This is a genomic window from Streptomyces sp. NPDC107500 (assembly GCF_055582785.1).
On sequence record NZ_JBVJPF010000001.1, the window covers coordinates 1047757 to 1072108 of the forward strand.

Here is a 24352-nt window from a genome sequence, read left to right on the forward strand (position 1 = left end):
GACAACTGGCCGCGCTTTGTCATGCCTTGCGGCCTTTGCGGGGCTTGGATCAGGCGGGGACGATCTCGCGCAGCAGTCCCGTCTTCACGTCGTAGACGAAACCACGTACGTCGTCGGTGTGCGGCAGGAACGGCGAGGTGCGCACCCGTTCGATCGACTGGCGCACGTCCTGGTCGACGTCCTGGAAGGACTCGACCGCCCAGACGGGACGCTGGCCGACCTCCAGCTCCAGCTCGTGCCGGAAGTCCTCGGTGAGGGTCTCCATGCCGCACGCCGTGTGGTGCACGAGGACCACGCCGGTGGTGCCGAGCGCCCGCTGGCTGATGGCGAGGGACCGGATCACGTCGTCGGTGACGGCGCCGCCGGCGTTGCGGATGACGTGGCAGTCGCCGTTGCGCAGACCGAGTGCGGCGGTCACGTCCAGGCGCGCGTCCATGCAGGCCACGACGGCGGTGTGGAGTGCGGGGCGGCCCGCCAGTTCGGCGTCGGAGAACTCGGCGGCGTAGCGCGCGTTGGCCTCGACGAGCCGGTCGGTGGCGGAGCCTGCGGGAACCGATGCAGAAGTCGTCATATCCATGACGTTACTGGTCACCGATGGGCCAGGCCCGCTGTGAAGAGGGACAAAGAACGTCAACGAGGCTTGTTGTGAGCCACTCCACAGGCCCGTACGGGTGCCTCCGTGCGAGTGAAGTACCGACCCGCGCCGATTCGCGCCGTCCGGCGGCGTCCGCGACGCGCAGGCCGGTTGATTGACCGGGCGACAGGGTGGACTAAAGTGACGCGAAGCGGGAGGCGAGGCTCTCCCTGCTGGACTGAATTCCCCGGAGACCTGGGCGACGCCCCGCCAGTTCTCCCCACGTGCGCGGCGCGTACGTACGGCTCGGCCTCCTCCCGCTCCCGGCCGGCCGACGCCTCCGGCGCCGGCGGGGCTCCCCTTCACGAGCGAGCGGGAGGGGACCCGGCGGTGCGTGACGCCGCGCCGGACCTGAGAGGCCGCCCCACTTGAGCCAGAGTCGACACGTCCCGGTGATGCTCCAGCGGTGTCTGGACCTGCTGGCGCCCGCCCTGAAGGAGCCGGGGGCCGTGGTCGTCGACTGCACACTGGGACTCGGCGGGCACAGCGAGGCGCTGCTCGAACGCTTCCCCGAGGCCCGGCTCGTCGCGCTCGACCGGGACAAGGAGGCCCTGCGCCTGTCCGGCGAGCGGCTCGCCCCGTACGGCGACCGCGCCACCCTCGTGCACGCCGTCTACGACGAGCTGCCCGACGTACTCGACCGGCTCGGCGTCCCGCGCGTCCAGGGCGTCCTGTTCGACCTCGGCGTCTCCTCCATGCAACTCGACGAGGCGGACCGCGGCTTCGCCTACGCCCAGGACGCCCCGCTCGACATGCGCATGGACCAGACGTCCGGCATGAGCGCCGCCGAGGTCCTCAACACCTATCCGCCCGGCGAACTCGTCCGCATCCTGCGGGCGTACGGCGAGGAGAAGCAGGCCAAGCGGATCGTGTCCGCGGTCGTGCGCGAGCGCGAGAAGGAGCCGTTCACCAACAGCGCCCGGCTCGTGGAGCTGATCCGCGCCGCCCTCCCGCAGGCCGCCAAGCGCACCGGCGGCAACCCGGCCAAGCGCACCTTCCAGGCCCTGCGCATCGAGGTCAACGGCGAGCTGTCCGTCCTGGAGCGGGCGATCCCGGCCGCCGTGGAGGCGATCGCGGTGGGCGGGCGGATCGCAGTGCTCTCCTACCAGTCCCTGGAGGACCGGCTGGTCAAGCAGGTCTTCGCGGCCGGTGCGGCCAACACCGCGCCGCCCGGTCTCCCGGTGGTCCCCGAACGCTACGCGCCCCGGCTCAAGCTGCTCACGCGCGGTGCCGAACTTCCCACCGAGGAGGAGATCGCCGAGAACCGGCGGGCGGCTCCGGCGCGGCTGCGCGGCGCCGAGCGCATCAGGGAGTCCATCGGGTGAAGCGAGCGAGGCAGGCCAGGCACGGGGGCGGACGGTCCGCCCGGGCCGAGGGGGAGGGTCAGTGAGCAGGAAACCCGAACTGAAGGGGCGGGCGGCCCGGCTGGCCCGGCTCCTCCCGCCCGGCGGCGGCCGCGGCCAGGCGGCCCGGGCGCCCTTCGTCCTCCTCGTCGTCCTCCTCCTCGGCGGCGGCCTCATCGGGCTTCTGGTACTGAACTCCGCCCTGAGCGAGGGCTCCTTCCAGCTGGACGACCTCAAACAGGAGACCAAGAGCCTCACCGACGAGGAACAGGCACTCCAGCGCGACATCGACGCCTACTCCGCCCCCCGGGCCCTCCAGCGCCGCGCCCGCGAACTGGGCATGGTCCCCGGCGGCGACCCCGCCTTCCTCGGTCCCGACGGCACCGTCAAGGGCTCGCCCAGCGCCGCGCCGACCGGGACCACCCCGCTGGTCCTCGCCCCCGAGGCGCTGACCGCGCCGCCCGGCGGCGTGCCCACGGCCACCCCCTCGCCCGTCGGCACCCAGCCGCCCCCGGCCCCCGCCGCCACGCCCGCCGGCCCCACCGCGGCGGCGACCTCCACCCCGAGCCCGACTCCGACCCCGACTCCCGGCAGGTGACGGAAGTGTCCGACAGGGAACCGCCGCGCCGCCGTGTGCCCGGACCCGCGAGGCCCGTCCGTCCCGGCGGACGGCGGCAGCCCGGCCCGGGCGCCAGGCCCGCCCGCCGCCCCGGCCCGCCCCGGCCCGCCGCGCCCCGCACCATCCGGCTGGGCAGCCCCCGGCCGCGGCTCAGGATGATCGGCCTCGCGCTGACCCTCGTGCTGGCCGCCTTCGTCGTACGGCTCCTCCAGGTGCAGGCCGTCGACGCCGGCACCTACTCCGCCAAGGCCGAGCAGAACCGCTACGTGGTCCACACCCTGCCCGCCGAGCGCGGTGGCATCACCGACCGCAACGGCGTCGCCCTCGCGACGACCGTGGACTCCTACGACATCACCGCCGACCCCACGATGTTCACCCGCGAGGAGCTGAAGGTCGCCGACGGGCCCGAGCAGGCGGCGGCGCTCCTCGCGCCCATCCTCGGCCAGGAGCAGGAGGACCTGGTCGAGCGGCTGCGCCCCGCGAACAAGGAGCTGCGCTACGTCCGCCTCGCCCGTCGGCAGACCCCGCAGGTCTGGAACCAGATCAAGGACCTGAAGTCCGCGCTCACCACGAAGGCGGAGACGGACAAGTCCGTGGTCAACGCCCTCGCGGGGGTCTTCGCCGACCCCAGCAGCAAGCGCGTCTACCCGGGCGGCGACCTGGCCGCCGGCGTCCTGGGCTGGGTCGGCGCCGACGGCAAGGGCGGCGGCGGCCTGGAGCGGCAGCTGGACAAGACGCTGGCGGGCGAGGACGGCAAGATCCGCTACGCGCAGTCCGGCGGCCGCCAGGTCCCCACCGCCGGCTCCACCGAGACACCGGCCGTGCCCGGCAGCGACGTCGAGCTGACCATCGACCGCGACATCCAGTGGGCCGCGCAGGACGCCATCAGCGAGCAGGTGGAGAAGTCCAAGGCGGACGGCGGCTACGTCATCGTCCAGGACACCGCCACCGGCGAGATCCTCGCCATGGCCAACTCGCCGGGCTTCGACCCGGGCGACCTCGCCCACGCCGACCCGAACGCGCTGGGCAACGCCGCCCTCCAGGACGCCTTCGAACCCGGTTCCACCGCCAAGGTGCTGTCGATGGCGGCCGTACTGGAGGAGGAGGCCGCCACCCCGGGCACCCACATCACCGTCCCCAACCGCCTCAAGCGCGGCGACCGGCTCTTCAAGGACGACATCGACCACCCGACCTGGTACCTCACGCTCAACGGCGTGCTCGCCAAGTCCAGCAACATCGGCACCATCATGGCCACCGGCGAGCTGGGCAAGACCCAGGCCGAGGCCAACAAGGTGCTCTACTCCTACCTGCGCAAGTTCGGCCTGGGCGGCTACACCGGCCTCGGCTTCCCCGGCGAGACCAAGGGCATCCTGGCGCCGCCCGAGCAGTGGTCGACGTCGCAGCAGTACACGATCCCTTTCGGCCAGGGCGTCTCCCTGAACGCGCTCCAGGCGGCCTCCGTGTACTCGACCATCGCCAACGGCGGCGTCCGCGTCGAACCCACCCTCGTACGCGGCACCAAGGACGCCGACGGACGCTTCGCACCGTCCCCGGAGCCCGAGAAGCGCCGTGTGATCAGCGAGAAGACCGCGAAGACCCTCTCGCAGATGCTGGAGTCCGTCGTCGACGACGAGGAGGGCACCGGCACCAAGGCCCGCATCCCCGCCTACCGCGTGGCGGGCAAGACCGGCACGGCCAACCGAGTGGATCCGGACACCGGCAAGTACCGGGGCTACACCTCGTCGTTCGCCGGGTTCGCACCCTCCGACAAACCCCGCGTCACCGTCTACTGCGCCATCCAGAACGCCACCGAGGGCAGCTACTTCGGCGGCCAGATCTGCGGACCCATCTACAAGCAGGTCATGGAGTTCGCCCTGAAGACCCTTCAGATCCCCCCGACCGGGGCCGCCCCCGCGAGACTCCCGGTCACCTTCAAGCCCTGACCCCCATCGGGCCAGTACCGAGCCAGCGTCGATTCAGTACCGAGCCACCAGGAACCACCCGTGACAACGATCACCCCCGACCCCGGGAACCAGAGCAGCCCCGAGCCCTCACTTCGCCCGGAAGCCGGTACGCCCGGTACGCTCACCGCCGTGCCACACCCTGATCAGTCCCAAACCACCCAGAAGGGCCAACCCGTGACATACCCGGGACCGCCCCGGCCGGTGCGGATCTCCGCCACACCCCTCGCGGAACTCGCCGATCAGCTGGGTGTCGCCGCGCCGGACAGCACCGCCGGAGTCACGGGCATCACCCATGACTCCCGCGCCGTCCGCCCCGGTGACCTGTACGCCGCCCTGCCCGGTGCCCGCCTGCACGGCGCCGACTTCGCCACCCAGGCCGAGGGCCTCGGCGCCGTCGCCGTGCTGACCGACCCGTCCGGCGCCGAGCGCGTCGCCGCCGCCGGCCTGCCGGCGCTCGTCGTCGACGACCCGCGGGCGCGGATGGGGGAGCTGGCGGCCACGATCTACGGCCACCCCGGCCGCGACCTGCTCCAGATCGGCATCACCGGCACCTCCGGCAAGACCACCACGGCCTACCTCGTCGAGGGCGGTCTGCGCACGGCGAAGTCCACCGGGCTCATCGGCACGGTCGAGATGCGCATCGGCGACGAGCGCATCAAGTCCGAGCGGACCACGCCCGAGGCCACCGACCTCCAGGCCCTGTTCGCGGTGATGCGCGAGCGCGGCACCGAGGCGGTCGCCATGGAGGTCTCCAGCCACGCCCTGGTGCTCGGCCGCGTGGACGCCTGCGTCTTCGACATCGCGGTCTTCACCAACCTCAGCCCGGAGCACATGGAGTTCCACTCCGGCATGGAGGACTACTTCCAGGCCAAGGCGCAGCTGTTCACGCCACTGCGCAGCAAGCTCGGCGTGGTCAACGTGGACGACGAGTACGGGCGCCGCCTCGCGAACGAGGCCACCGTCCCGGTCGTCACCTACTCCGCCGAGGGCCACCCCGACGCGGACTGGCGCGCCGACGAGGTCGAGGTCGGCCCGCTGGACTCCACGTTCACCGTGCTCGGGCCCAAGGGTGAGCGCGTCACCGCCAAGTCGCCGCTGGCCGGACCCTTCAACGTGGCGAACACCCTCGCCGCGATCGTCGCCCTCGCCGCCGCGGGCCTGGACCCGCAGACCGCCGCCGACGGCGTCGCCGCGGTGCCCGGGGTGCCCGGCCGCCTGGAGCGCGTGGACGAGGGCCAGCCGTACTTCGCGGTGGTCGACTACGCCCACAAGACCGACGCCGTCGAGTCGGTCCTGCGCGCCCTGCGCAAGGTGACCGAGGGCAAGCTGCACGCCGTGCTCGGCTGCGGCGGCGACCGGGACACCACCAAGCGCGAGCCGATGGGCGCCGCCGTGGCCCGGTTCGCCGACACGGCCGTACTGACCTCCGACAACCCCCGCTCCGAGGACCCCCTCGCGATCCTCGCCACCATGCTCCAGGGCGCGGCCTCCGTGCCTGCCCACGAGCGCGGCGAGGTGCAGGTCTTCGAGGACCGGGCCGCCGCGATCGCCGCCGCCGTCGCCCGGGCCGAGCCCGGCGACACGGTGCTGGTGGCGGGCAAGGGCCACGAGCAGGGCCAGGACATCGCCGGGGTGGTCCGTCCCTTCGACGACCGCCAGGTGTTGCGCGAAGCCATCAAGAAGACCCAGGGATGAGATCCCGAATGACCCAGATGATCCAGGGGACGAACTTGTGATCACCCTCTCTCTCGCCGAGATCGCAGAAGTCGTCGGCGGGCGGATGCACGACATACCGGACGCGTCCGCGCAGGTCACCGGCCCCGTCGTCCGGGACTCCCGGGAAGCCGGGCCGGGCAGCCTCTTCGTCGCCTTCGTCGGCGAACGGGTGGACGGCCACGACTTCGCCGCCGCGGTCGTCGAGGCGGGGGCGGTGGCCGTGCTCGGCTCCCGCCCCGTCGGCGTGCCCGCGATCGTCGTGGACGACGTCCAGGCCGCCCTCGGCGCCCTCGCCCGGCACGTCGTGCACCGTCTCGGCACCACGCTCGTCGCCCTCACCGGGTCCGCCGGCAAGACCAGCACCAAGGACCTCATCGCCCAGGTGCTGCGCCGCAAGGCGCCCACGGTCTTCACGCCCGGCTCCCTCAACAACGAGATCGGGCTGCCGCTCACCGCGCTCACCGCCACCGAGGAGACCAGGTTCCTCGTCCTGGAGATGGGCGCCCGCGGCATCGGCCACATCCGGTACCTCTGCGAGCTGACCCCGCCGAAGGTCGGCCTCGTCCTCAACGTCGGCTCCGCGCACATCGGCGAGTTCGGCGGCCGGGAGCAGATCGCCCAGGCCAAGGGCGAACTCGTCGAGGCGCTGCCGCCGGCCGAGGAGGGCGGTACCGCGATCCTCAACGCGGACGACCCCCTCGTACGGGCCATGGCCTCCCGAACGAAGGCGAAGGTGATCCTTTTCGGAGAGTCCGACGAAGCGGACGTTCGCGCCGAGAACGTGCGACTCACGGACACCGGACAGCCTTCGTTCAGGCTTCACACACCCTCCGGTGCAAGCGATGTGACCATGCGCCTGTACGGTGAGCACCACGTGTCGAACGCGCTCGCCGCGGCCGCCGTCGCCCACGAGTTGGGCATGTCCGCAGACGAGATCGCCACCGCGCTCTCCGAAGCGGACTCCCTCTCCCGCTGGCGGATGGAGGTCACCGAGCGCCCGGACGGCGTGACGGTCGTCAACGACGCCTACAACGCGAACCCCGAGTCCATGAAAGCCGCGCTGCGCGCGCTGGTGGCCATCGGCAAGGGGCGCCGTACGTGGGCGGTGCTCGGCAAGATGGCCGAGCTCGGGGACGAGGCGCTCGCCGAGCACGACGCGGTCGGGCGGCTCGCCGTCCGGCTCAACGTCAGCAAGCTCGTCGCGGTCGGGGGCAGGGAAGCCCAATGGCTGCAACTGGGCGCATATAACGAGGGTTCGTGGGGTGAGGAGTCGGTGCACGTGTCCGACGCACAGGCGGCGGTCGACCTGTTGCGCAGCGAGTTGCGCCCGGGGGACGTCGTGCTCGTGAAGGCGTCCCGTTCGGTGGGTCTGGAGAGTGTCGCCGCGGCGCTGCTCGAGACCGGTGCCGAGGGTGAGGTTGCCGCCCGATGATGAAGCAGATCCTGTTCGCGGGCGTCATTGGCCTCTTCCTGACGCTGGTCGGCACCCCGCTGCTGATCAAGCTCCTGGCCCGCAAGGGCTACGGCCAGTACATCCGCGACGACGGACCGCGCGAGCACGCCAGCAAGCGCGGTACGCCGACGATGGGCGGTATCGCCTTCATCTTCGCCACGGTCGCCGCCTACTTCCTGGCCAAGGTGATCACCAGCTACCTGGACCCCGACACCGACGCGGGGCCGACCTTCTCGGGTCTGCTGGTGCTCGGCCTGATGGTGGGCATGGGCCTGGTCGGCTTCCTCGACGACTACATCAAGATCGTCAAGAGGCGGTCGCTGGGCCTGCGGGCCAAGGCGAAGATGGCCGGCCAGTTGATCGTCGGCATCGGCTTCGCGGTGCTGTCGCTGCAGTTCGCGGACAACCGCGGCAACACCCCGGCCTCGACCAAGCTGTCGTTCATCACCGACTTCGGCTGGTCGATCGGCCCGGTGCTGTTCGTCATCTGGGCGCTGTTCATGATCCTCGCGATGTCGAACGGCGTGAACCTGACCGACGGCCTGGACGGCCTGGCCACCGGCGCCTCCGTCCTGGTCTTCGGTGCCTACACCTTCATCGGCGTCTGGCAGTTCCAGGAGTCCTGCGCCAACGCGCTGACCCTGACCAACCCGGGCGCCTGCTACGAGGTGAGAGACCCCCTCGACCTCGCCGTGGTCGCGTCCGCGCTGATGGGCGCCTGCCTCGGCTTCCTGTGGTGGAACACCTCGCCGGCCAAGATCTTCATGGGCGACACCGGTTCGCTCGCACTCGGCGGTGTGCTCGCGGGTCTGGCGATCTGCTCGCGCACCGAGCTGCTGATGGCCATCCTCGGCGGCCTGTTCGTCCTGATCACCATGTCGGTGGTCATCCAGGTCGGCTCCTTCCGCCTGACCGGCAAGCGGGTCTTCCGGATGGCGCCACTCCAGCACCACTTCGAACTCAAAGGCTGGTCCGAGGTCCTTGTGGTGGTCCGCTTCTGGATCATCCAGGGCATCTGTGTGATCGTCGGACTGGGCCTCTTCTACGCGGGATGGGCAGCGGACAAGTGACCGACTCCTCGGTGCCTTTCGACTTCAAGGGCAAGCACGTCACCGTCGCCGGCCTCGGCGTCTCCGGCGTCCCGGCCGCCAAGGTCCTGCACGGGCTCGGCGCGCGCGTCACCGTCGTCAACGACGGCGACGACGAGCGCGCGCGGGCGCAGGCGGCGGACCTGGAGGCGCTCGGCGTCACCGTGCGCCTCGGCGACGGAGCGACCCTGCCCGAGGGCACCGAGCTGATCGTCACCGCGCCCGGCTGGAAGCCGGACAAGCCGCTGTTCACCGCGGCCCACGAGGCCGGCGTCCCCGTCTGGGGCGACGTCGAACTGGCCTGGCGCCTGCGCCGCCCCGAAGCCGCCCCCTGGCTCGCGGTCACCGGCACCAACGGCAAGACCACCACCGTCCAGATGCTGGCGTCGATCCTGAAGGCGGCCGGCCTGCGCACCGCCGCCGTCGGCAACATCGGCGTCTCCCTGCTGGACGCGGTCACCGGCGACGCGGAGTACGACGTCCTGGCCGTGGAGCTGTCCAGCTACCAGCTCCACTGGGCGCCCTCCCTGCGCGCCCACTCGGCCGTCGTGCTCAACCTCGCCCCCGACCACCTCGACTGGCACGGCTCCATGGAGGCCTACGCCGCCGACAAGGGCCGGATCTACGAGGGCAATCGGATCGCCTGCGTCTACAACGTGGCCGACAAGGCCACCGAGGACCTGGTCCGCGAGGCCGACGTCGAGGAGGGCTGCCGGGCCGTCGGCTTCACCCTCGGCTCCCCGGCCCCCTCCCAACTCGGCGTCGTCGACGGCATCCTGGTGGACCGCGCCTTCGTCGAGGACCGGCAGAAGAACGCCCAGGAACTGGCCGAGGTCTCGGACGTCGACCCGCCGGCCCCGCACAACATCGCCAACGCCCTGGCCGCCGCCGGCCTCGCCCGCGCCTTCGGCGTCTCCGCCGCGGCCGTGCGGGACGGGCTGCGGGCCTTCACACCCGACGCCCACCGCATCGCGCACGTCGCCGACGTCGACGGGGTCGCGTACGTGGACGACTCCAAGGCCACCAACACCCACGCCGCCGAGGCGTCCTTGGCGGCGTACGGGTCGATCGTCTGGATCGCCGGCGGGCTGGCCAAGGGCGCGACCTTCGACGAACTGGTCACGGGCGCGGCCGAGCGGCTGCGCGGAGCGGTCCTCATCGGTGCCGACCGCGCCCTGATCCGCGAAGCCCTGGCGCGACACGCCCCCGAAGTACCCGTGGTCGACCTCGACCGGACCGACACTGGGGCGATGCTCCAGGCCGTCCAGGAAGCCCAGCGACTCGCCCGGCCCGGCGACACGGTCCTGCTGGCCCCCGCCTGTGCCTCCATGGACATGTTCACCAACTACAACAAGCGCGGCGACGCGTTCGCGGAGGCCGTTCGCGAACTCGGCGCCTGACCCGGCCGCCTCCTGCGCCGGGCGACCTCGGGAGGTCGCGTGGGACGGTCCATGCCGACGTACAGCGGAGGCAGCGATGCCCGGTAGTCCCCAGAGCCGTACCGGACGTCCGCCCGTGCAGCGGGCCGTCAAGCGACCCGTGGCGCAGGGGCCGCAGCACGAGAACCCGGTGCTCCGCCTGTACCTGCGCCTGCGCCGCGCCTGGGACCGGCCGCTGACCGCGTACTACCTGATCTGCGGCGGCAGCGCGCTGATCACCGTGCTCGGTCTGGTGATGGTCTACTCGGCCTCCCAGGTCACCGCGCTCCAGCTGTCCCTGCCCGGCTCCTACTTCTTCCGCAAGCAGGCCCTGGCGGCCCTGATCGGCGCCGGACTGCTGGTGGCCGCCATGCGGATGCCGGTGAAGCTGCACCGCGCGCTGGCCTACCCGATCCTCGCCGGTGCCGTCTTCCTGATGGTCCTCGTGCAGGTGCCGGGGATAGGAGTCGCGGTCAACGGCAACCAGAACTGGATCGCCCTCGGCGGCTCCTTCCAGATCCAGCCGAGCGAGTTCGGCAAGCTGGCCCTGGTGCTCTGGGGCGCGGACCTGCTGGCCCGCAAGCAGGACAAGAGACTGCTGACCCAGTGGAAGCACATGCTGGTGCCGCTGGCCCCGGCCGCGTTCATGCTGCTCGGGCTGATCATGATCGGCGGCGACATGGGCACGGCGATCATCCTGACGGCGATCCTGTTCGGGCTGCTCTGGCTGGCGGGCGCGCCCACCCGGCTCTTCGCCGGCGTGCTGTCCGTCGCCGCGCTGCTCGGCTTCATCCTCATCAAGACCAGCCCCAACCGCATGGCCCGGCTCAACTGCCTCGGTGCCACCGACCCGGGTCCCGGCGACTCGTGCTGGCAGGCCGTGCACGGCATCTACGCCCTCGCCTCGGGCGGGCTGTTCGGCTCCGGTCTCGGTGCCAGTGTGGAGAAATGGGGCCAACTCCCCGAGGCCCACACCGACTTCATCTTCGCCGTCACCGGTGAGGAACTGGGCCTGGCGGGGACGCTGTCGGTGCTCGCCCTCTTCGCGGCTCTAGGCTATGCGGGTATCCGCGTGGCCGGACGCACGGAGGACCCGTTCGTGAGGTATGCCGCGGGAGGCGTGACCACCTGGATCACGGCCCAGGCCGTGATCAACATCGGTGCGGTCCTCGGGCTGCTGCCGATCGCCGGTGTCCCGCTCCCGCTGTTCTCCTACGGCGGTTCCGCCCTGTTGCCGACCATGTTCGCCATCGGACTGCTGATCGCCTTCGCGCGTGACGAACCCGGTGCGCGGGCGGCGCTTGCGTTGCGGCAACCTCGCTTTGGTAGAAAGCGGGGAGCCAGGGGTCCCGGAACCAAGCGGGGCCCCCGGAGTTGGAACACGATGAGACGGCGTGCCTCGGCGGCGCGTTCGTCCGGAGAGCGGTGAATTTCGGTGCATGTCGTACTCGCCGGCGGAGGAACCGCGGGCCACATCGAGCCCGCGCTCGCCCTCGCGGACGCCCTGCGCAGGCAGGATCCGACCGTGGGGATCACGGCCCTGGGCACGGAACGCGGCCTGGAGACCCGCCTGGTGCCCGAGCGGGGTTACGAGCTGGCGCTGATCCCGGCCGTACCGCTGCCGCGCAAGCCCACCCCGGAGCTGATCACCGTCCCGGGCCGGCTGCGCGGGACCATCAAGGCCACCGAGCAGATCCTGGAGCGCACCAAGGCTGACGCCGTGGCCGGCTTCGGCGGTTACGTGGCGCTGCCCGCCTACCTCGCGGCCAAGCGGCTCGGCGTGCCGATCGTGGTGCACGAGGCCAACGCCCGCCCCGGCCTGGCGAACAAGATCGGCTCGCGCTACGCCAGCCAGGTCGCCGTCTCCACCCCCGACAGCAAGCTGCGCAACTCCCGCTACATCGGCATCCCGCTGCGCCGCTCCATCGCCACCCTGGACCGGGCCGCCGCCCGTCCCGAGGCCCGCGCGATGTTCGGGCTCGACCCCAACCTGCCGACCCTGCTGGTCACCGGCGGCTCGCAGGGCGCCCGCCGCCTCAACGAGGTGATCCAGCAGGTCGCGCCCTGGCTCCAGCAGGCGGGCATCCAGATCCTGCACGCGGTCGGCCCCAAGAACGAACTGCCGCAGGTCCACCAGATGCCGGGAATGCCCCCGTACATCCCGGTAAGTTATCTGGACCGGATGGACCTCGCGTACGCCGCCGCCGACATGATGCTCTGCCGCGCGGGCGCGATGACCGTCGCCGAACTCTCCGCCGTCGGGCTCCCGGCCGCCTACGTCCCGCTGCCCATCGGCAACGGCGAACAGCGGCTCAACGCCCAGCCGGTGGTCAAGGCGGGCGGCGGACTGCTGGTCGACGACGCGGAACTGACGCCGGAGTGGCTCCAGCAGAACGTCCTGCCGGTGCTCGCCGATCCGCACCGGCTGTACGAGATGTCCCGCGCCGCCGCCGAGTTCGGCCGCCGGGACGCCGACGACCTCCTCGTCGGCATGGTGTACGAGGCGATCGCCGCCCGTGCCCACCGCTAGGGACTGACGGAAGGCAGGAGCGTGGCCGGACCGACCACCGCCGAGCGCGGGGAACGCCAGCAGGAGTCGTCCGGCCCGCCCCGCGCGCGCCGGTTCGGCCCGCTCCGTCTTCGTACGATCATCATCACGGCCGTCTCTCTCGCCCTTGTCGCGGGCGGCACCGTCTGGGTGCTCTACGGCTCGAACTGGACCCGTGTGGAGGGCGTGTCGGTCTCCGGAACGCGGGTTCTCACCCCCGCGCAGGTGCGCGAGGCCGCCGACGTGCCCGCCGGTGAACCCCTGGTCTCCATCGACACCGAGGCGGTCGAGGCGCGACTGCGCCGGAAATTGCCCCGCATTGACGAGGTCGACGTCGAGCGTTCCTGGCCGCACGGAATCGGACTGAAAGTGACGGAGCGCACCCCGGTTCTGATTGTCCAAAAGGGTAAAAACTTCGTGGAAGTGGACGATGAAGGCGTCCGATTCGCCACGGTTTCCCGGGCACCCAAAGGCGTGCCGGCACTTGAATTGGAGCCCGGCCGTTCCGGCTCGGCCGGGGCGAGTCTGCGCCGCTTCGGCGACGACCGTCTGGTGCGGGAGGCGGTACGGGTGGCGGGCCGCCTCCCGGCCGCGGTCGCCCGGGACGCACGCCTCGTCAAGGTCCGTTCCTACGACGACATCTCAGTGGAGTTGAGCGGCGAGCGGACCGTGGCGTGGGGGAGCGGCGAACAGGGTACGGACAAAGCCCGCGCGCTCACCGCGCTGATGAAAGCGACGCCCAAGGCGCGGCACTTCGACGTGAGTGTTCCCACCGCCCCCGCGTCATCGGCGAGTTGACGGGCATCCGTGCAGGCCAGCACCCTGGCTGGGCAGCGCTACGGCTGATCACATAGGGTGAAAAGAAAAACGGGAGGTTCGGCGTGTTCGTTGAACGTGCGCCACTTGTCGACTTAGTGTCCTGTTCAGAAGACTCCAAGGAACAGACACACTGGTAACCCTAAACTTCAGCGTTAGGGTTCGGGTCGGCACTACGGACCGTCCCAATCGGCATCAGTCGTCGGGTCGCGGGGGCATCAGTGCTTCGGTGACCGGGCGACACGTAACTCGAGGCGAGAGGCCTTCGACGTGGCAGCACCGCAGAACTACCTCGCAGTCATCAAAGTCATCGGTGTCGGCGGCGGTGGTGTCAATGCCATCAACCGGATGATCGAGGTCGGTCTCAAGGGCGTCGAGTTCATCGCCATCAACACCGACGCGCAGGCGCTGTTGATGAGCGACGCCGACGTCAAGCTCGACGTCGGCCGCGAACTCACCCGCGGACTCGGCGCCGGAGCCAACCCGGCCGTCGGCCGCAAGGCCGCCGAGGACCACCGCGAGGAGATCGAGGAGGTCCTCAAGGGGGCCGACATGGTCTTCGTGACAGCCGGAGAAGGCGGCGGCACCGGCACCGGCGGCGCGCCCGTCGTGGCCAACATCGCCCGCTCGCTGGGCGCCCTCACCATCGGCGTGGTCACCCGCCCCTTCACCTTCGAGGGCCGGCGCCGGGCCAACCAGGCCGAGGACGGCATCGCCGAACTCCGCGAAGAGGTCGACACCCTCATCGTCATCCCCAACGACCGGCTGCTGTCCATCTCGGACCGCCAGGTCAGCGTGCTCGACGCGTTCAAGTCCGCCGACCAGGTGCTGCTCTCCGGTGTGCAGGGCATCACCGACCTGATCACCACGCCCGGCCTGATCAACCTGGACTTCGCCGACGTCAAGTCGGTCATGTCCGAGGCCGGCTCCGCCCTCATGGGCATCGGCTCGGCCCGCGGCGACGACCGCGCGGTGGCCGCCGCCGAGATGGCGATCTCCTCGCCGCTGCTTGAGGCGTCCATCGACGGCGCCCGGGGCGTCCTGCTCTCCATCTCCGGCGGTTCCGACCTCGGCCTCTTCGAGATCAACGAGGCCGCCCAGCTGGTCAGCGAGGCCGCCCACCCCGAGGCCAACATCATCTTCGGCGCGGTCATCGACGACGCGCTCGGCGACGAGGTGCGGGTCACCGTGATCGCCGCCGGCTTCGACGGGGGCCAGCCGCCGTCCAAGCGGGACAACGTCCTCGGCTCCTCCTCGGCCAAGCGCGAGGAGCCCACCCCGGCGCGGCAGAGCGACAGCCGCCCGTCCTTCGGCTCGCTCGGCAGCGTCAAGCCGAAGGAGGAGCCGGAGCAGGCGCCCGCGCCCGAGCCGGTCGCCGACCTGCCGCAGGTCTCCCCGCCGCCGGTCCCGCCGTCGCGGACCTACTCGGACAGCGCGGCCGAGGAACTGGACGTGCCGGACTTCCTGAAGTGATAGGACAGCGCTCCACCGTGAACGGCGCGCACTTCGGCTTCACCGACCGGTGGGGCGGAGTGAGCGCCGTTCCGTACGAGCAGCTCAACCTCGGCGGCGCGGTCGGCGACGACCCCGGCGCCGTCAAGGCCAACCGGGAGCTGGCCGCCAAGTCGCTGGGCGTGGACCCGGACCGGGTGGTCTGGATGAACCAGGTGCACGGCGCCGACGTCGCCGTCGTCGACGGTCCCTGGGGAGACGGCCCGGTCACGCGGGTCGACGCGGTCGTCACCGCCGAACGCGGTCTCGCCCTCGCCGTCCTCACCGCCGACTGCGTGCCGGTCCTGCTCGCCGACCCGGTCGCCGGCGTGGCCGCCGCGGCCCACGCCGGCCGGCCCGGCCTGGTCGCCGGGGTCGTCCCCGCGGCCGTACGGGCGATGGCCGGACTCGGCGCGGACCCCGCCCGGATCGTCGCCCGCACCGGACCCGCCGTGTGCGGCCGGTGCTACGAGGTACCCGAGGAGATGCGGACCGACGTGGCCGCCGCCGAACCGGCCGCGCACGCCGAGACGAGCTGGGGCACCCCGGCGGTCGATGTGGCCGCGGGCGTGCACGCGCAGCTCGAACGGCTCGGGGTGCGCGACCTGGTGGGATCGCCGGTGTGCACCCGGGAGTCGCGGGACCACTTCTCGTACCGACGCGACCGCACCACCGGGCGGCTCGCGAGCTATGTCTGGCTGGACTGATGGGGCATGACGGACCGTAAGCACGAAATCGCCGCCAATCTGGCGAAGGTGGAGGAGCGCATCAGCGCCGCCTGCGCGGCCGCCGGCCGCCCCCGCGACGAGGTCACCCTCATCGTGGTCACCAAGACCTATCCGGCGGACGATGTGCGCATTCTCTCCGGACTCGGTGTGCGGCACGTCGCCGAGAACCGCGACCAGGACGCCGCACCGAAGGCCGCCTCCTGTGCGGATCTGCCGCTTTCCTGGCATTTCGTCGGCCAGTTGCAGACCAACAAGGTGCGTTCCGTGGTCGGGTACGCGGACGTGGTGCAGTCCATCGACCGGGCCCGGCTCGTCACGGCCCTGTCGAAGGAGGCCGTGCGGGCCGGCCGCGAGGTGGGCTGCCTCCTCCAGGTGGCGCTCGACGCGGGGGAGAGCGAGCGCGGGGAGCGCGGCGGCGTCTCGCCCGCGGGGGTCGAGGAGTTGGCCGACCTCGTCGCGGGGGCCGAGGGGCTGCGGCTCGACGGACTGATGACGGTGGCCCCGCTCACCGGCGAGTACGCGGGACGCCAACAGGCGGCGTTCGAGCGCCTCATGGATTTGTCGACCTGCGTGCGCCGAGCCCATCCGACTGCGAACATGGTCTCCGCAGGCATGAGTGCGGACCTCGAACAGGCCGTGGCCGCCGGAGCGACACATGTACGCGTCGGCACTGCGGTACTCGGAGTCCGCCCCAGGCTCGGGTAACGTCGCCAAGAAGTCGGACCACAGCAGAAAATATGGTCATTACCGCCGAAAGGCGGACGCAACGACCTCGTGGATCGCAGGCACTTGGCAGTCGTCAGCCGATCCACCACAGAGCGGAGGACTCAGAGCATGGCCGGCGCGATGCGCAAGATGGCGGTCTACCTCGGCCTCGTGGAGGACGATGGTTACGACGGCCGGGGGTTCGACCCCGACGACGACTTCGAACCGGAACTGGACCCGGAGCCCGAGCGGGACCACCGGCGACACGAACCGGCACATCAGTCGCACGGTTCACATCAGCCCCAAAGGGACGAAGAGGTACGAGTCGTGCAACCGCCCGCGCAGCGCGAGCCGATGCCCCGTGCCGCTTCGCTCGCGGCGGAATCCGGGCGCCCGGCGCGGATCGCGCCCGTGGCGTCCATCACACAAGAACGCGCAAGCCTGGAAAAGAGCGCACCGGTCATCATGCCCAAGGTCGTGTCCGAACGAGAGCCCTACCGCATCACCACGCTTCACCCCCGGACCTACAACGAGGCCCGTACCATCGGGGAACACTTCCGTGAGGGCACTCCGGTGATCATGAATCTCACTGAGATGGATGACACAGATGCGAAGCGACTTGTCGACTTTGCGGCCGGTTTGGTGTTTGGTCTTCACGGCAGTATCGAGCGGGTGACGCAGAAGGTGTTCCTGCTGTCTCCTGCTAACGTCGATGTCACGGCGGAGGACAAGGCCCGCATCGCAGAGGGCGGGTTCTTCAACCAGAGCTGAGACGCACCACCGGTACAGAGCAAGAACACGGATCCGAGTACGGTTCCGAGAGATGGTTCAGGGGAGAGGGAAGCACCAGTCATGAGCGTGGTCCTGGATGTCGTCTACATCGCGCTGATGTGCTTCCTCATCGTGCTCATCTTCCGGTTGGTCATGGACTACGTCTTCCAGTTCGCCCGCTCGTGGCAACCCGGCAAGGCGATGGTGGTCGTTCTGGAGGCCACCTACACTGTCACCGATCCACCGTTGAAGCTTCTGCGGCGGTTCATCCCGCCGCTGCGTCTCGGGGGCGTGGCGCTCGACCTGTCCTTCTTCGTACTGATGATCATCGTCTACATCCTGATCCACATCGTGAGCCGGCTGTGAACGATGAGAGAGATACGGGCTTGCCGAATGCCGACGACAACGTTGAGGTGAAGAGATGCCGTTGACCCCCGAGGACGTGCGGAACAAGCAGTTCACGACCGTCCGCCTCCGAGAAGGCTATGACGAGGACGAGGTCGATGCCTTCCTCGATGAGGTCGAAGCCGAACTGACCCGCCTGCTCCGCGAGAACGAGGACCTGCGCGCCAAGCTGGCCGCGGCGACGCGTGCGGCCGCGCAGAACCAACAGAACATGCGCAAGCCTCCGGAACCCCCGCAGGACCAGCAGCACGGGCAGCACCCACCGCAGCAGGGCGGCATGCCCCAGCAGGGTGGGATGCCGCAGCAGGGCGGCATGCCCCAGCAGGGCGGTATGCCCCAGCAGGGCATGCGAGGTCCCGGCGCTCCGGTGCCCGCCGGCATATCGGGCCCGCCGCAGCAGCAGATGGGTGGCCCCATGGGTGGCCCGCCCCAGCTGCCGAGCGGCGCCCCGCAGCTGCCCGCCGGCCCCGGCGGACAGGGTGGCCCGCAGGGTCCCGGCCCGATGGGTCAGGGTCCCGGGCCGATGGGCCAGGGCCCGATGCAGGGCCAGATGGGTCCCGGTCCGATGGGCGGCCCCATGGGCGGTCCGCAGGGTCCCGGTGGCCCCGGCATGCCCGGTCAGGGCGGCCCCGGTGGCGACAGCGCCGCCCGGGTTCTGTCGCTGGCCCAGCAGACCGCCGACCAGGCGATCGCCGAGGCCCGTTCCGAGGCCAACAAGATCGTCGGCGAGGCGCGTTCGCGTGCCGAGGGTCTGGAGCGGGACGCCCGTGCCAAGGCGGACGCCCTGGAGCGGGACGCGCAGGAGAAGCACCGCGTCGCGATGGGCTCCCTGGAGTCCGCCCGCGCCACGCTGGAGCGCAAGGTCGAGGACCTGCGCGGCTTCGAGCGCGAGTACCGGACGCGACTGAAGTCGTACCTGGAGTCGCAGCTGCGTCAGCTGGAGACCCAGGCGGACGACTCGCTCGCCCCGCCGCGTACGCCCGCGACGGCCTCTCTGCCGCCGTCCCCGGCGCCCTCGATGGCACCGGCCGGCGCGAGTGCCCCGTCCTACGGCGGCAACCAGTCGATGGGCGGTGGGCCGGGTCAGTCCGGTCCGTCCTACGGCGGCGGCCAGCAGCAGATGTCGCCGGCGATGACCCAGCCGATGGCGCCGGTACGGCCGCAGGGCCCGTCGCCGATGGGGCAGGCGCCCTCGCCGATGCGCGGGTTCCTGATCGACGAGGACGACAACTGAGCCGGCGCACCGACGTCCGGTAGGTAGTACGGCGTAGCAGTCGGCAGCGTTCAGGGCGGGCCCCGGGTTTCTGACCCGGGGCCCGCCCTTTGCCCGACGCCTGCCAGTGGTACGACGACGAGGGCCCGCCTCCCCGGCAGGGGGAGGCGGGCCCTCGTCGTCGTCCTTGCTACTGCTTGCGCAGGCGGAACGTCAGGGACAGGCCCTCGTCCGTGAACGGCGTCCCGTACGTGTCGTCCGCCTCGCCCTGGGCGAAGTCCGTGGCGAGGACCTCGTCGGCGATCAGGCCCGAGTGTCCGGTCAGCGCGGCGATCGTCGCGGGGTCGGTGGCCGTCCAGCGCAGGGCGATCCGGTCGGCGACGTCGAGGCCGCTGTTCTTGCGGGCCTCCTGGATCAGGCGGATGGCGTCCCGGGCGAGGCCCGCGCGGCGCAGCTCCTCCGTGATCTCCAGGTCGAGTGCCACCGTCGCACCCGCGTCGGAGGCGACCGACCAGCCCTCGCGGGGCGTCTCGGTGATGATCACCTCGTCGGGGGCGAGGGTGACGGTCTCGCCGTCGACCTCGACCGAGGCCGTGCCCTCGCGCAGGGCGAGGGAGAGGGCGGCCGCGTCCGCCGCCGAGACGGCCTTCGCCACGTCCTGGACCCGCTTGCCGAACCGCTTGCCCAGCGCCCGGAAGTTGGCCTTGGCGGTCGTGTCGACCAGGGAGCCGCCGACCTCGCTCAGCGACGCGAGCGACTCGACGTTCAGCTCCTCCGTGATCTGGGTGTGCAGCTCGGGGGAGAGCGTGTCGAAGCCGGCGCCCGCGATCAGCGCGCGGCTGAGCGGCTGCCGGGTCTTCACGCCCGACTCCGCGCGGGTGGCACGGCCCAGCTCGACCAGACGGCGGACCAGGACCATCTGCCTGGACAGCTCGGGGTCGATCGCCGAGAGGTCGGCCTCGGGCCAGGAGGACAGGTGGACCGACTCCGGGGCGCCCGGGTCGACGGACACGACCAGGTCCTGCCAGACCCGCTCGGTGATGAACGGGGTCAGCGGCGCCATCAGCCTGGTCACCGTCTCGACGACCTCGTGCAGCGTGCGCAGCGCGGCCTTGTCGCCCTGCCAGAAGCGGCGGCGGGAGCGGCGGACGTACCAGTTGGACAGGTCGTCGACGAACGCGGACAGCAGCTTGCCGGCCCGCTGGGTGTCGTACGCGTCCAGCGCCTGGGTGACCTGGTCGGTCAGCGCGTGCAGCTCGGAGAGGAGCCAGCGGTCCAGGACCGGGCGGTCCGCCGGGGCCGGGTCGGCCTCGCTCGGCGCCCAGCCCGAGGTGCGGGCGTACAGGGCCTGGAAGGCGACCGTGTTCCAGTACGTGAGGAGCGTCTTGCGGACGACCTCCTGGATCGTGCCGTGGCCGACCCGGCGGGCCGCCCAGGGGGAGCCGCCGGCCGCCATGAACCAGCGGACCGCGTCGGCGCCGTGCTGGTCCATCAGCGGGATCGGCTGGAGGATGTTGCCCAGGTGCTTGGACATCTTGCGGCCGTCCTCGGCGAGGATGTGGCCGAGGCAGACGACGTTCTCGTAGGAGGACTTGTCGAAGACCAGGGTGCCGACCGCCATCAGCGTGTAGAACCAGCCGCGGGTCTGGTCGATGGCCTCGCTGATGAACTGCGCCGGGTAGCGGGACTCGAACAGTTCCTTGTTCTTGTACGGGTAGCCCCACTGCGCGAACGGCATGGAACCCGAGTCGTACCAGGCGTCGATCACCTCGGGCACGCGGGTGGCCGTCTTCCCGCACCCGTCCTGCGGGCACGCGAAGGTGACGTCGTCGATGTACGGGCGGTGCGGGTCCAGGCCGGACAGGTCGGTGCCGGTCAGGCCGGTCAGCTCGGCGCGCGAGCCCACGCAGGTGAGGTGGTCGTCCTCGCAGCGCCAGATGGGCAGCGGCGTGCCCCAGTAGCGGTTGCGGGAGAGCGCCCAGTCGATGTTGTTGTTCAGCCAGTCGCCGTAGCGGCCGTGCTTGACGGAGTCCGGGAACCAGTTGGTCCGCTCGTTCTCCTCCAGGAGGCGGTCCTTGATCTCCGTGGTGCGGATGTACCAGGAGGGCTGCGCGTAGTACAGCAGCGCGGTGTGGCAGCGCCAGCAGTGCGGGTAGCTGTGCTCGTACGGGATGTGCCGGAAGAGCAGGCCGCGGGAGTCCAGGTCCTCGGTCAGCTTCTCGTCGGCCTTCTTGAAGAAGACGCCGCCGACCAGCGGGACGTCCTCCTCGAAGGTGCCGTCGGGGCGGACCGGGTTGACCACCGGCAGGCCGTAGGCGCGGCAGACCTTGAGGTCGTCCTCACCGAAGGCGGGGGACTGGTGGACGAGACCGGTGCCGTCCTCGGTGGTGACGTAGTCGGCGTTGACGACGTAGTGCGCGGGCTCCGGGAACTCGACCAGCTCGAAGGGGCGCTGGTACGTCCAGCGCTCCATCTCGGCGCCGGTGAAGGACTGCCCGGTGGTCTCCCAGCCCTCGCCGAGGGCCTTGGCGACCAGGGGCTCGGCGACGACGACCTTCTCGTCGCCGTCGGTCGCGACGACGTAGGTGACGTCCGGGTGCGCTGCCACGGCGGTGTTCGAGACCAGCGTCCAGGGTGTGGTCGTCCACACCAGGAGGGCGGCCTCGCCGGCCAGCGGGCCGGAGGTGAGCGGGAAGCGGACGTAGACGGACGGGTCGACGACCGTCTCGTAGCCCTGCGCCAGCTCGTGGTCGGACAGGCCGGTGCCGCAGCGGGGGCACCAGGGGGCGACGCGGTGGTCCTGGACCAGCAGGCCCTTGTTGAAGATCTCCTTCAGCGACCACCAGACGGACTCGATGTACTCGGGGTCCATCGTGCGGTACGGGTCCTGGAGGTCGGCCCAGTAACCCATGCGGGTCGTGAGCTCCTCGAAGGCGTCGGTGTGGCGGGTCACCGACTCGCGGCACCTGGCGTTGAACTCGGCGATGCCGTACGCCTCGATGTCCTGCTTGCCGGAGAAGCCCAGCTCCTTCTCCACCGCCAGCTCCACCGGGAGGCCGTGGCAGTCCCAGCCGGCCTTGCGGCCCACGTGGTAGCCGCGCATCGTGCGGAACCGGGGGAAGACGTCCTTGAAGACGCGCGCCTCGATGTGGTGGGCGCCGGGCATGCCGTTGGCGGTGGGCGGGCCCTCGTAGAACACCCACTCGGGGCGGCCCTCGGACTGCTCCAGGCTCTTGGCGAAGATCTTCTGCTCGCGCCAGAAGTCGAGCACCGCGTGTTCGAGCGCGGGCAGGTCGACCTGGGCGGGCACCTGGCGGTACTGCGGCTGCGTATTCAACGAGCTTCCTCCGGCGGACGTGCTGCCTTCCGTCGGAGGGACGAGAGCCGTGCTCCCGCGGTACCACCCTCCTTGGCTCCCCGGTGCGTCGTGTGCGCCGGACAGCCCCCTCATTGGGGTCGCGAACCGGTTCTACTCGCCGCGCCCTGTCGGTCACGGCTTTCTTCCGGCGGCTCCGGGGTGATCTTCACGTCGCGCTCGCCCCCGGGCTCACACCGTCCCCGGGTCGCTCTGGGCTGCTGACGCCGCTACTCGTCCCCATCCACGCTTTTCGCTCCGCCCAGTGTACGGCGCCGCGCGGACAGCGGCCGACCCGTTTTCGCGGGGGCCGCGGCGGTGGGCGCCGGGCGTCCCCGCCGGGGCCCGGTGTGACCCGAATGCCGTCGGCGCGCGTGCGGCGTCCGGGCGGCCCGGCCGGACGCCGTCCGGGCGGATTACCGGGCGGGGAGCTGGGCACAACGCATGCATGCTCGCCGCGTGGCGCACGGCGGGCCGGCGAATCGGGCGGCGTGCCCCGTTGCCGCGGGACCCGAGTCGATTTATCGTCCCAGCACGATTCGCGCGCAAGATCACAATATGTGAAGGGGCCGCGGCCATGGTGGCGAAGAAGACCGCCGAAGAGCAGTCGGAGGCGGCTGCGGAGAAGACCGCCGCCAAGAAGACGACGGCCAAGAAGACAGCAGCCAAGGAGACGGCCGCCAAGAAGACGGCTGCGAAGAAGACGGCTGCGAAGAAGACCACGGCCGGCAGGACGACGGGCGCCGAGAAGAAGACCGCGGCCAAGAAGAGCACCGCCAAGAAGAGCACGGCGAAGAAGAGCACGGCCAAGAAGGTGGGCGCGGCGCGGGCCGCGGAGCAGACGGGAGCCACGACGGTGGTTGCGAAGAAGACTCCTGGCACGGCCACGGCGGCCAAGACCGCCGTTCCCAAGGCCCGCGGCGCCGCCGCGGGCCCCGGTGACCTCGCGGTACGCCCCGGTGAGGAGCCCTGGACCCCGGAAGAGGTCGAGGAGGCGCGCGGCGGTCTCCAGTCGGAGGCCGACCGGCTGCGCACCGAGATCGACTCCGCCGAGCGGTCGCTCCAGGGCATGATGCGGGACTCCGGCGACGGCGCGGGCGACGACGAGGCCGACACCGGCAGCAAGAACATCACGCGCGAGCACGAGCTGGCGCTGGCCGCCACCGCGCGGGAGGTGCTCACCCAGACCGAGCACGCCCTGGAACGCCTGGACGCGGGCACCTACGGCCTGTGCGAGAACTGCGGCAACCCCATCGGCAAGGCGCGCATGCAGGCCTTCCCGAGGGCGACCCTCTGCGTCGAGTGCAAGCAGAAGCAGGAGCGCCGGTACTGATCCGCCGCCACCGCGCGCGGGTAAGGGTCCTGAGCACGTACGGCACGGAAAGTGTGCCGTACCCTCGTCCTCAGTCAGGTACCTAGGTTGAGGGACTCACGTGGCAGAGGCGGAGCGCATCATCGGTACGCCGGACACCCCGGACGCGGCGGGGGACGGGCAGGAACGGCCCGACGCCGATCAGGGGGGCGCTCCGGAGCGGCCCCGGGGCAGGCGGCGGATCGCCGTGCTGTTCGCGGTCGCCGCGTTCGCGTACCTGCTCGACCTGGTCAGCAAGATGATCGTGGTCGCCAAGCTGGAGCACAACGAACCGATCGAGATCATCGGGGACTGGCTGAGGTTCGCGGCCATCCGCAACGCGGGCGCGGCCTTCGGCTTCGGCGAGGCCTTCACGGTGATCTTCACGGTCATCGCGGCCGCCGTGATCGTCGTGATCGCCCGCCTCGCGCGCAAGCTCTACAGCCTGCCGTGGGCGGTCGCGCTCGGTCTGCTGCTCGGCGGCGCCCTCGGCAACCTCACCGACCGGATCTTCCGCTCGCCCGGCGTCTTCAAGGGCGCGGTCGTGGACTTCATCGCGCCCAAGCACTTCGCCGTCTTCAACCTCGCCGACTCGGCGATCGTCTGCGGCGGCATCCTGATCGTGATCCTCTCCTTCCGGGGACTGGACCCGGACGGGACCGTCCACAAGGACTGACCGTCCGCGGGCGGTGACCGTCCACAGGCATGGAGCGCGCGTTCGGGAGTGTCCGGCC

The 24352-nt window shown here is 71.0% G+C and carries 20 protein-coding genes; 18 read left to right on the forward strand and 2 right to left on the reverse strand.

Going from position 1 to position 24352, the window contains the following annotated elements:
* Positions 1–49: 49 nt before the first annotated feature.
* A complete protein-coding gene (locus tag ACZ67M_RS04635; RefSeq protein ID WP_469849535.1) occupies positions 50–577 on the reverse strand; it encodes a beta-class carbonic anhydrase in 528 nt (175 codons plus the stop codon).
* Positions 578–1002: 425 nt separating this feature from the next.
* Here ACZ67M_RS04635 and rsmH point away from each other — a divergent pair, with 425 nt between their 5' ends.
* The 16 genes from rsmH (at position 1003) to divIVA (ending at position 18933) form a co-directional block, all read left to right on the forward strand.
* Complete coding sequence (gene rsmH, locus ACZ67M_RS04640) at positions 1003–1959, forward strand: 16S rRNA (cytosine(1402)-N(4))-methyltransferase RsmH (protein WP_361361537.1); 957 nt, start codon at positions 1003–1005, stop codon at positions 1957–1959.
* A 61-nt stretch (positions 1960–2020) separates the two neighbouring features.
* The gene (ftsL, locus tag ACZ67M_RS04645; protein ID WP_361361535.1) at positions 2021–2575 is read left to right on the forward strand and encodes a cell division protein FtsL; all 555 of its coding nucleotides are present in this window, start codon (positions 2021–2023) and stop codon (positions 2573–2575) included.
* The gene (locus tag ACZ67M_RS04650; protein WP_469849537.1) at positions 2572–4539 is read left to right on the forward strand and encodes a peptidoglycan D,D-transpeptidase FtsI family protein; all 1968 of its coding nucleotides are present in this window, start codon (positions 2572–2574) and stop codon (positions 4537–4539) included. The genes ftsL and ACZ67M_RS04650 overlap by 4 nt, the downstream gene beginning before the upstream one ends.
* A gap of 195 nt (positions 4540–4734) precedes the next feature.
* The gene (locus ACZ67M_RS04655) at positions 4735–6255 is read left to right on the forward strand and encodes a UDP-N-acetylmuramoyl-L-alanyl-D-glutamate--2,6-diaminopimelate ligase (RefSeq protein WP_385801710.1); all 1521 of its coding nucleotides are present in this window, start codon (positions 4735–4737) and stop codon (positions 6253–6255) included.
* 37 nt (positions 6256–6292) lie between these two features.
* Positions 6293–7708, forward strand: a complete 1416-nt coding sequence (locus ACZ67M_RS04660) for a UDP-N-acetylmuramoyl-tripeptide--D-alanyl-D-alanine ligase (protein WP_361361529.1) — start codon at positions 6293–6295, stop codon at positions 7706–7708.
* Entirely contained in the window at positions 7708–8799 is a 1092-nt protein-coding gene (gene mraY / locus ACZ67M_RS04665; protein WP_064727430.1) for a phospho-N-acetylmuramoyl-pentapeptide-transferase, read from the forward strand. Before ACZ67M_RS04660 ends, mraY begins: the two co-directional genes overlap by 1 nt.
* An 11-nt stretch (positions 8800–8810) precedes the next feature.
* Positions 8811–10217 carry a UDP-N-acetylmuramoyl-L-alanine--D-glutamate ligase gene (gene murD / locus ACZ67M_RS04670; protein ID WP_392009448.1) on the forward strand — a complete coding sequence of 469 codons (1407 nt, stop codon included), beginning with the start codon at positions 8811–8813 and terminating at the stop codon, positions 10215–10217.
* 76 nt (positions 10218–10293) lie between these two features.
* Positions 10294–11664 (forward strand): putative lipid II flippase FtsW, encoded by a 1371-nt coding sequence (gene ftsW / locus ACZ67M_RS04675; protein ID WP_361361527.1) that lies wholly within the window; start codon positions 10294–10296, stop codon positions 11662–11664.
* Between the two features lie 6 nt (positions 11665–11670).
* Positions 11671–12765: an undecaprenyldiphospho-muramoylpentapeptide beta-N-acetylglucosaminyltransferase gene (gene murG / locus ACZ67M_RS04680; protein WP_064727427.1), complete on the forward strand. Its 1095-nt coding sequence runs from the start codon at positions 11671–11673 to the stop codon at positions 12763–12765.
* Between the two features lie 21 nt (positions 12766–12786).
* Positions 12787–13581 carry a cell division protein FtsQ gene (ftsQ, locus tag ACZ67M_RS04685; protein ID WP_469849540.1) on the forward strand — a complete coding sequence of 265 codons (795 nt, stop codon included), beginning with the start codon at positions 12787–12789 and terminating at the stop codon, positions 13579–13581.
* A gap of 288 nt (positions 13582–13869) precedes the next feature.
* On the forward strand, positions 13870–15072 hold the full coding sequence (gene ftsZ / locus ACZ67M_RS04690) for a cell division protein FtsZ (protein ID WP_161330395.1): 1203 nt from the start codon (positions 13870–13872) through the stop codon (positions 15070–15072).
* Positions 15069–15797, forward strand: coding sequence for a peptidoglycan editing factor PgeF (pgeF, locus tag ACZ67M_RS04695; RefSeq protein ID WP_469849542.1), 729 nt, complete (start codon positions 15069–15071; stop codon positions 15795–15797). The genes ftsZ and pgeF overlap by 4 nt, the downstream gene beginning before the upstream one ends.
* A gap of 6 nt (positions 15798–15803) precedes the next feature.
* A complete protein-coding gene (locus tag ACZ67M_RS04700) occupies positions 15804–16523 on the forward strand; it encodes a YggS family pyridoxal phosphate-dependent enzyme (RefSeq protein WP_122614931.1) in 720 nt (239 codons plus the stop codon).
* Between the two features lie 129 nt (positions 16524–16652).
* Positions 16653–17294 (forward strand): cell division protein SepF, encoded by a 642-nt coding sequence (locus ACZ67M_RS04705; RefSeq protein ID WP_161327805.1) that lies wholly within the window; start codon positions 16653–16655, stop codon positions 17292–17294.
* An 81-nt stretch (positions 17295–17375) separates the two neighbouring features.
* Positions 17376–17660: a YggT family protein gene (locus ACZ67M_RS04710; RefSeq protein ID WP_122614930.1), complete on the forward strand. Its 285-nt coding sequence runs from the start codon at positions 17376–17378 to the stop codon at positions 17658–17660.
* 55 nt (positions 17661–17715) lie between these two features.
* Positions 17716–18933 (forward strand): apical growth/hyphal branching protein DivIVA, encoded by a 1218-nt coding sequence (gene divIVA, locus ACZ67M_RS04715; RefSeq protein WP_361361518.1) that lies wholly within the window; start codon positions 17716–17718, stop codon positions 18931–18933.
* A 169-nt stretch (positions 18934–19102) separates the two neighbouring features.
* On the opposite strand, the gene ileS is transcribed toward divIVA, so the two are convergent.
* Positions 19103–22249 carry an isoleucine--tRNA ligase gene (gene ileS, locus ACZ67M_RS04720; RefSeq protein WP_469849543.1) on the reverse strand — a complete coding sequence of 1049 codons (3147 nt, stop codon included), beginning with the start codon at positions 22247–22249 and terminating at the stop codon, positions 19103–19105.
* A 595-nt stretch (positions 22250–22844) separates the two neighbouring features.
* On the opposite strand from ileS, the gene ACZ67M_RS04725 reads away from it, so the two are divergent.
* The gene (locus ACZ67M_RS04725; RefSeq protein ID WP_469849544.1) at positions 22845–23600 is read left to right on the forward strand and encodes a TraR/DksA family transcriptional regulator; all 756 of its coding nucleotides are present in this window, start codon (positions 22845–22847) and stop codon (positions 23598–23600) included.
* A gap of 100 nt (positions 23601–23700) precedes the next feature.
* A complete protein-coding gene (gene lspA / locus ACZ67M_RS04730) occupies positions 23701–24294 on the forward strand; it encodes a signal peptidase II (protein WP_122614926.1) in 594 nt (197 codons plus the stop codon).
* Positions 24295–24352 lie beyond the last annotated feature (58 nt).

What these genes read in the sequence shown, in the direction of transcription:
- ACZ67M_RS04635 (WP_469849535.1), bottom strand. Translation starts at nt 577, where the DNA reads ATGGATATGACGACTTCTGCATCGGTTCCCGCAGGCTCCGCCACCGAC.
- mraY (WP_064727430.1), top strand. Translation starts at nt 7,708, where the DNA reads ATGAAGCAGATCCTGTTCGCGGGCGTCATTGGCCTCTTCCTGACGCTG.
- ftsW (WP_361361527.1), top strand. Translation starts at nt 10,294, where the DNA reads ATGCCCGGTAGTCCCCAGAGCCGTACCGGACGTCCGCCCGTGCAGCGG.
- ACZ67M_RS04700 (WP_122614931.1), top strand. Translation starts at nt 15,804, where the DNA reads ATGACGGACCGTAAGCACGAAATCGCCGCCAATCTGGCGAAGGTGGAG.
- ACZ67M_RS04705 (WP_161327805.1), top strand. Translation starts at nt 16,653, where the DNA reads ATGGCCGGCGCGATGCGCAAGATGGCGGTCTACCTCGGCCTCGTGGAG.
- ACZ67M_RS04710 (WP_122614930.1), top strand. Translation starts at nt 17,376, where the DNA reads ATGAGCGTGGTCCTGGATGTCGTCTACATCGCGCTGATGTGCTTCCTC.
- divIVA (WP_361361518.1), top strand. Translation starts at nt 17,716, where the DNA reads ATGCCGTTGACCCCCGAGGACGTGCGGAACAAGCAGTTCACGACCGTC.
- ACZ67M_RS04725 (WP_469849544.1), top strand. Translation starts at nt 22,845, where the DNA reads ATGGTGGCGAAGAAGACCGCCGAAGAGCAGTCGGAGGCGGCTGCGGAG.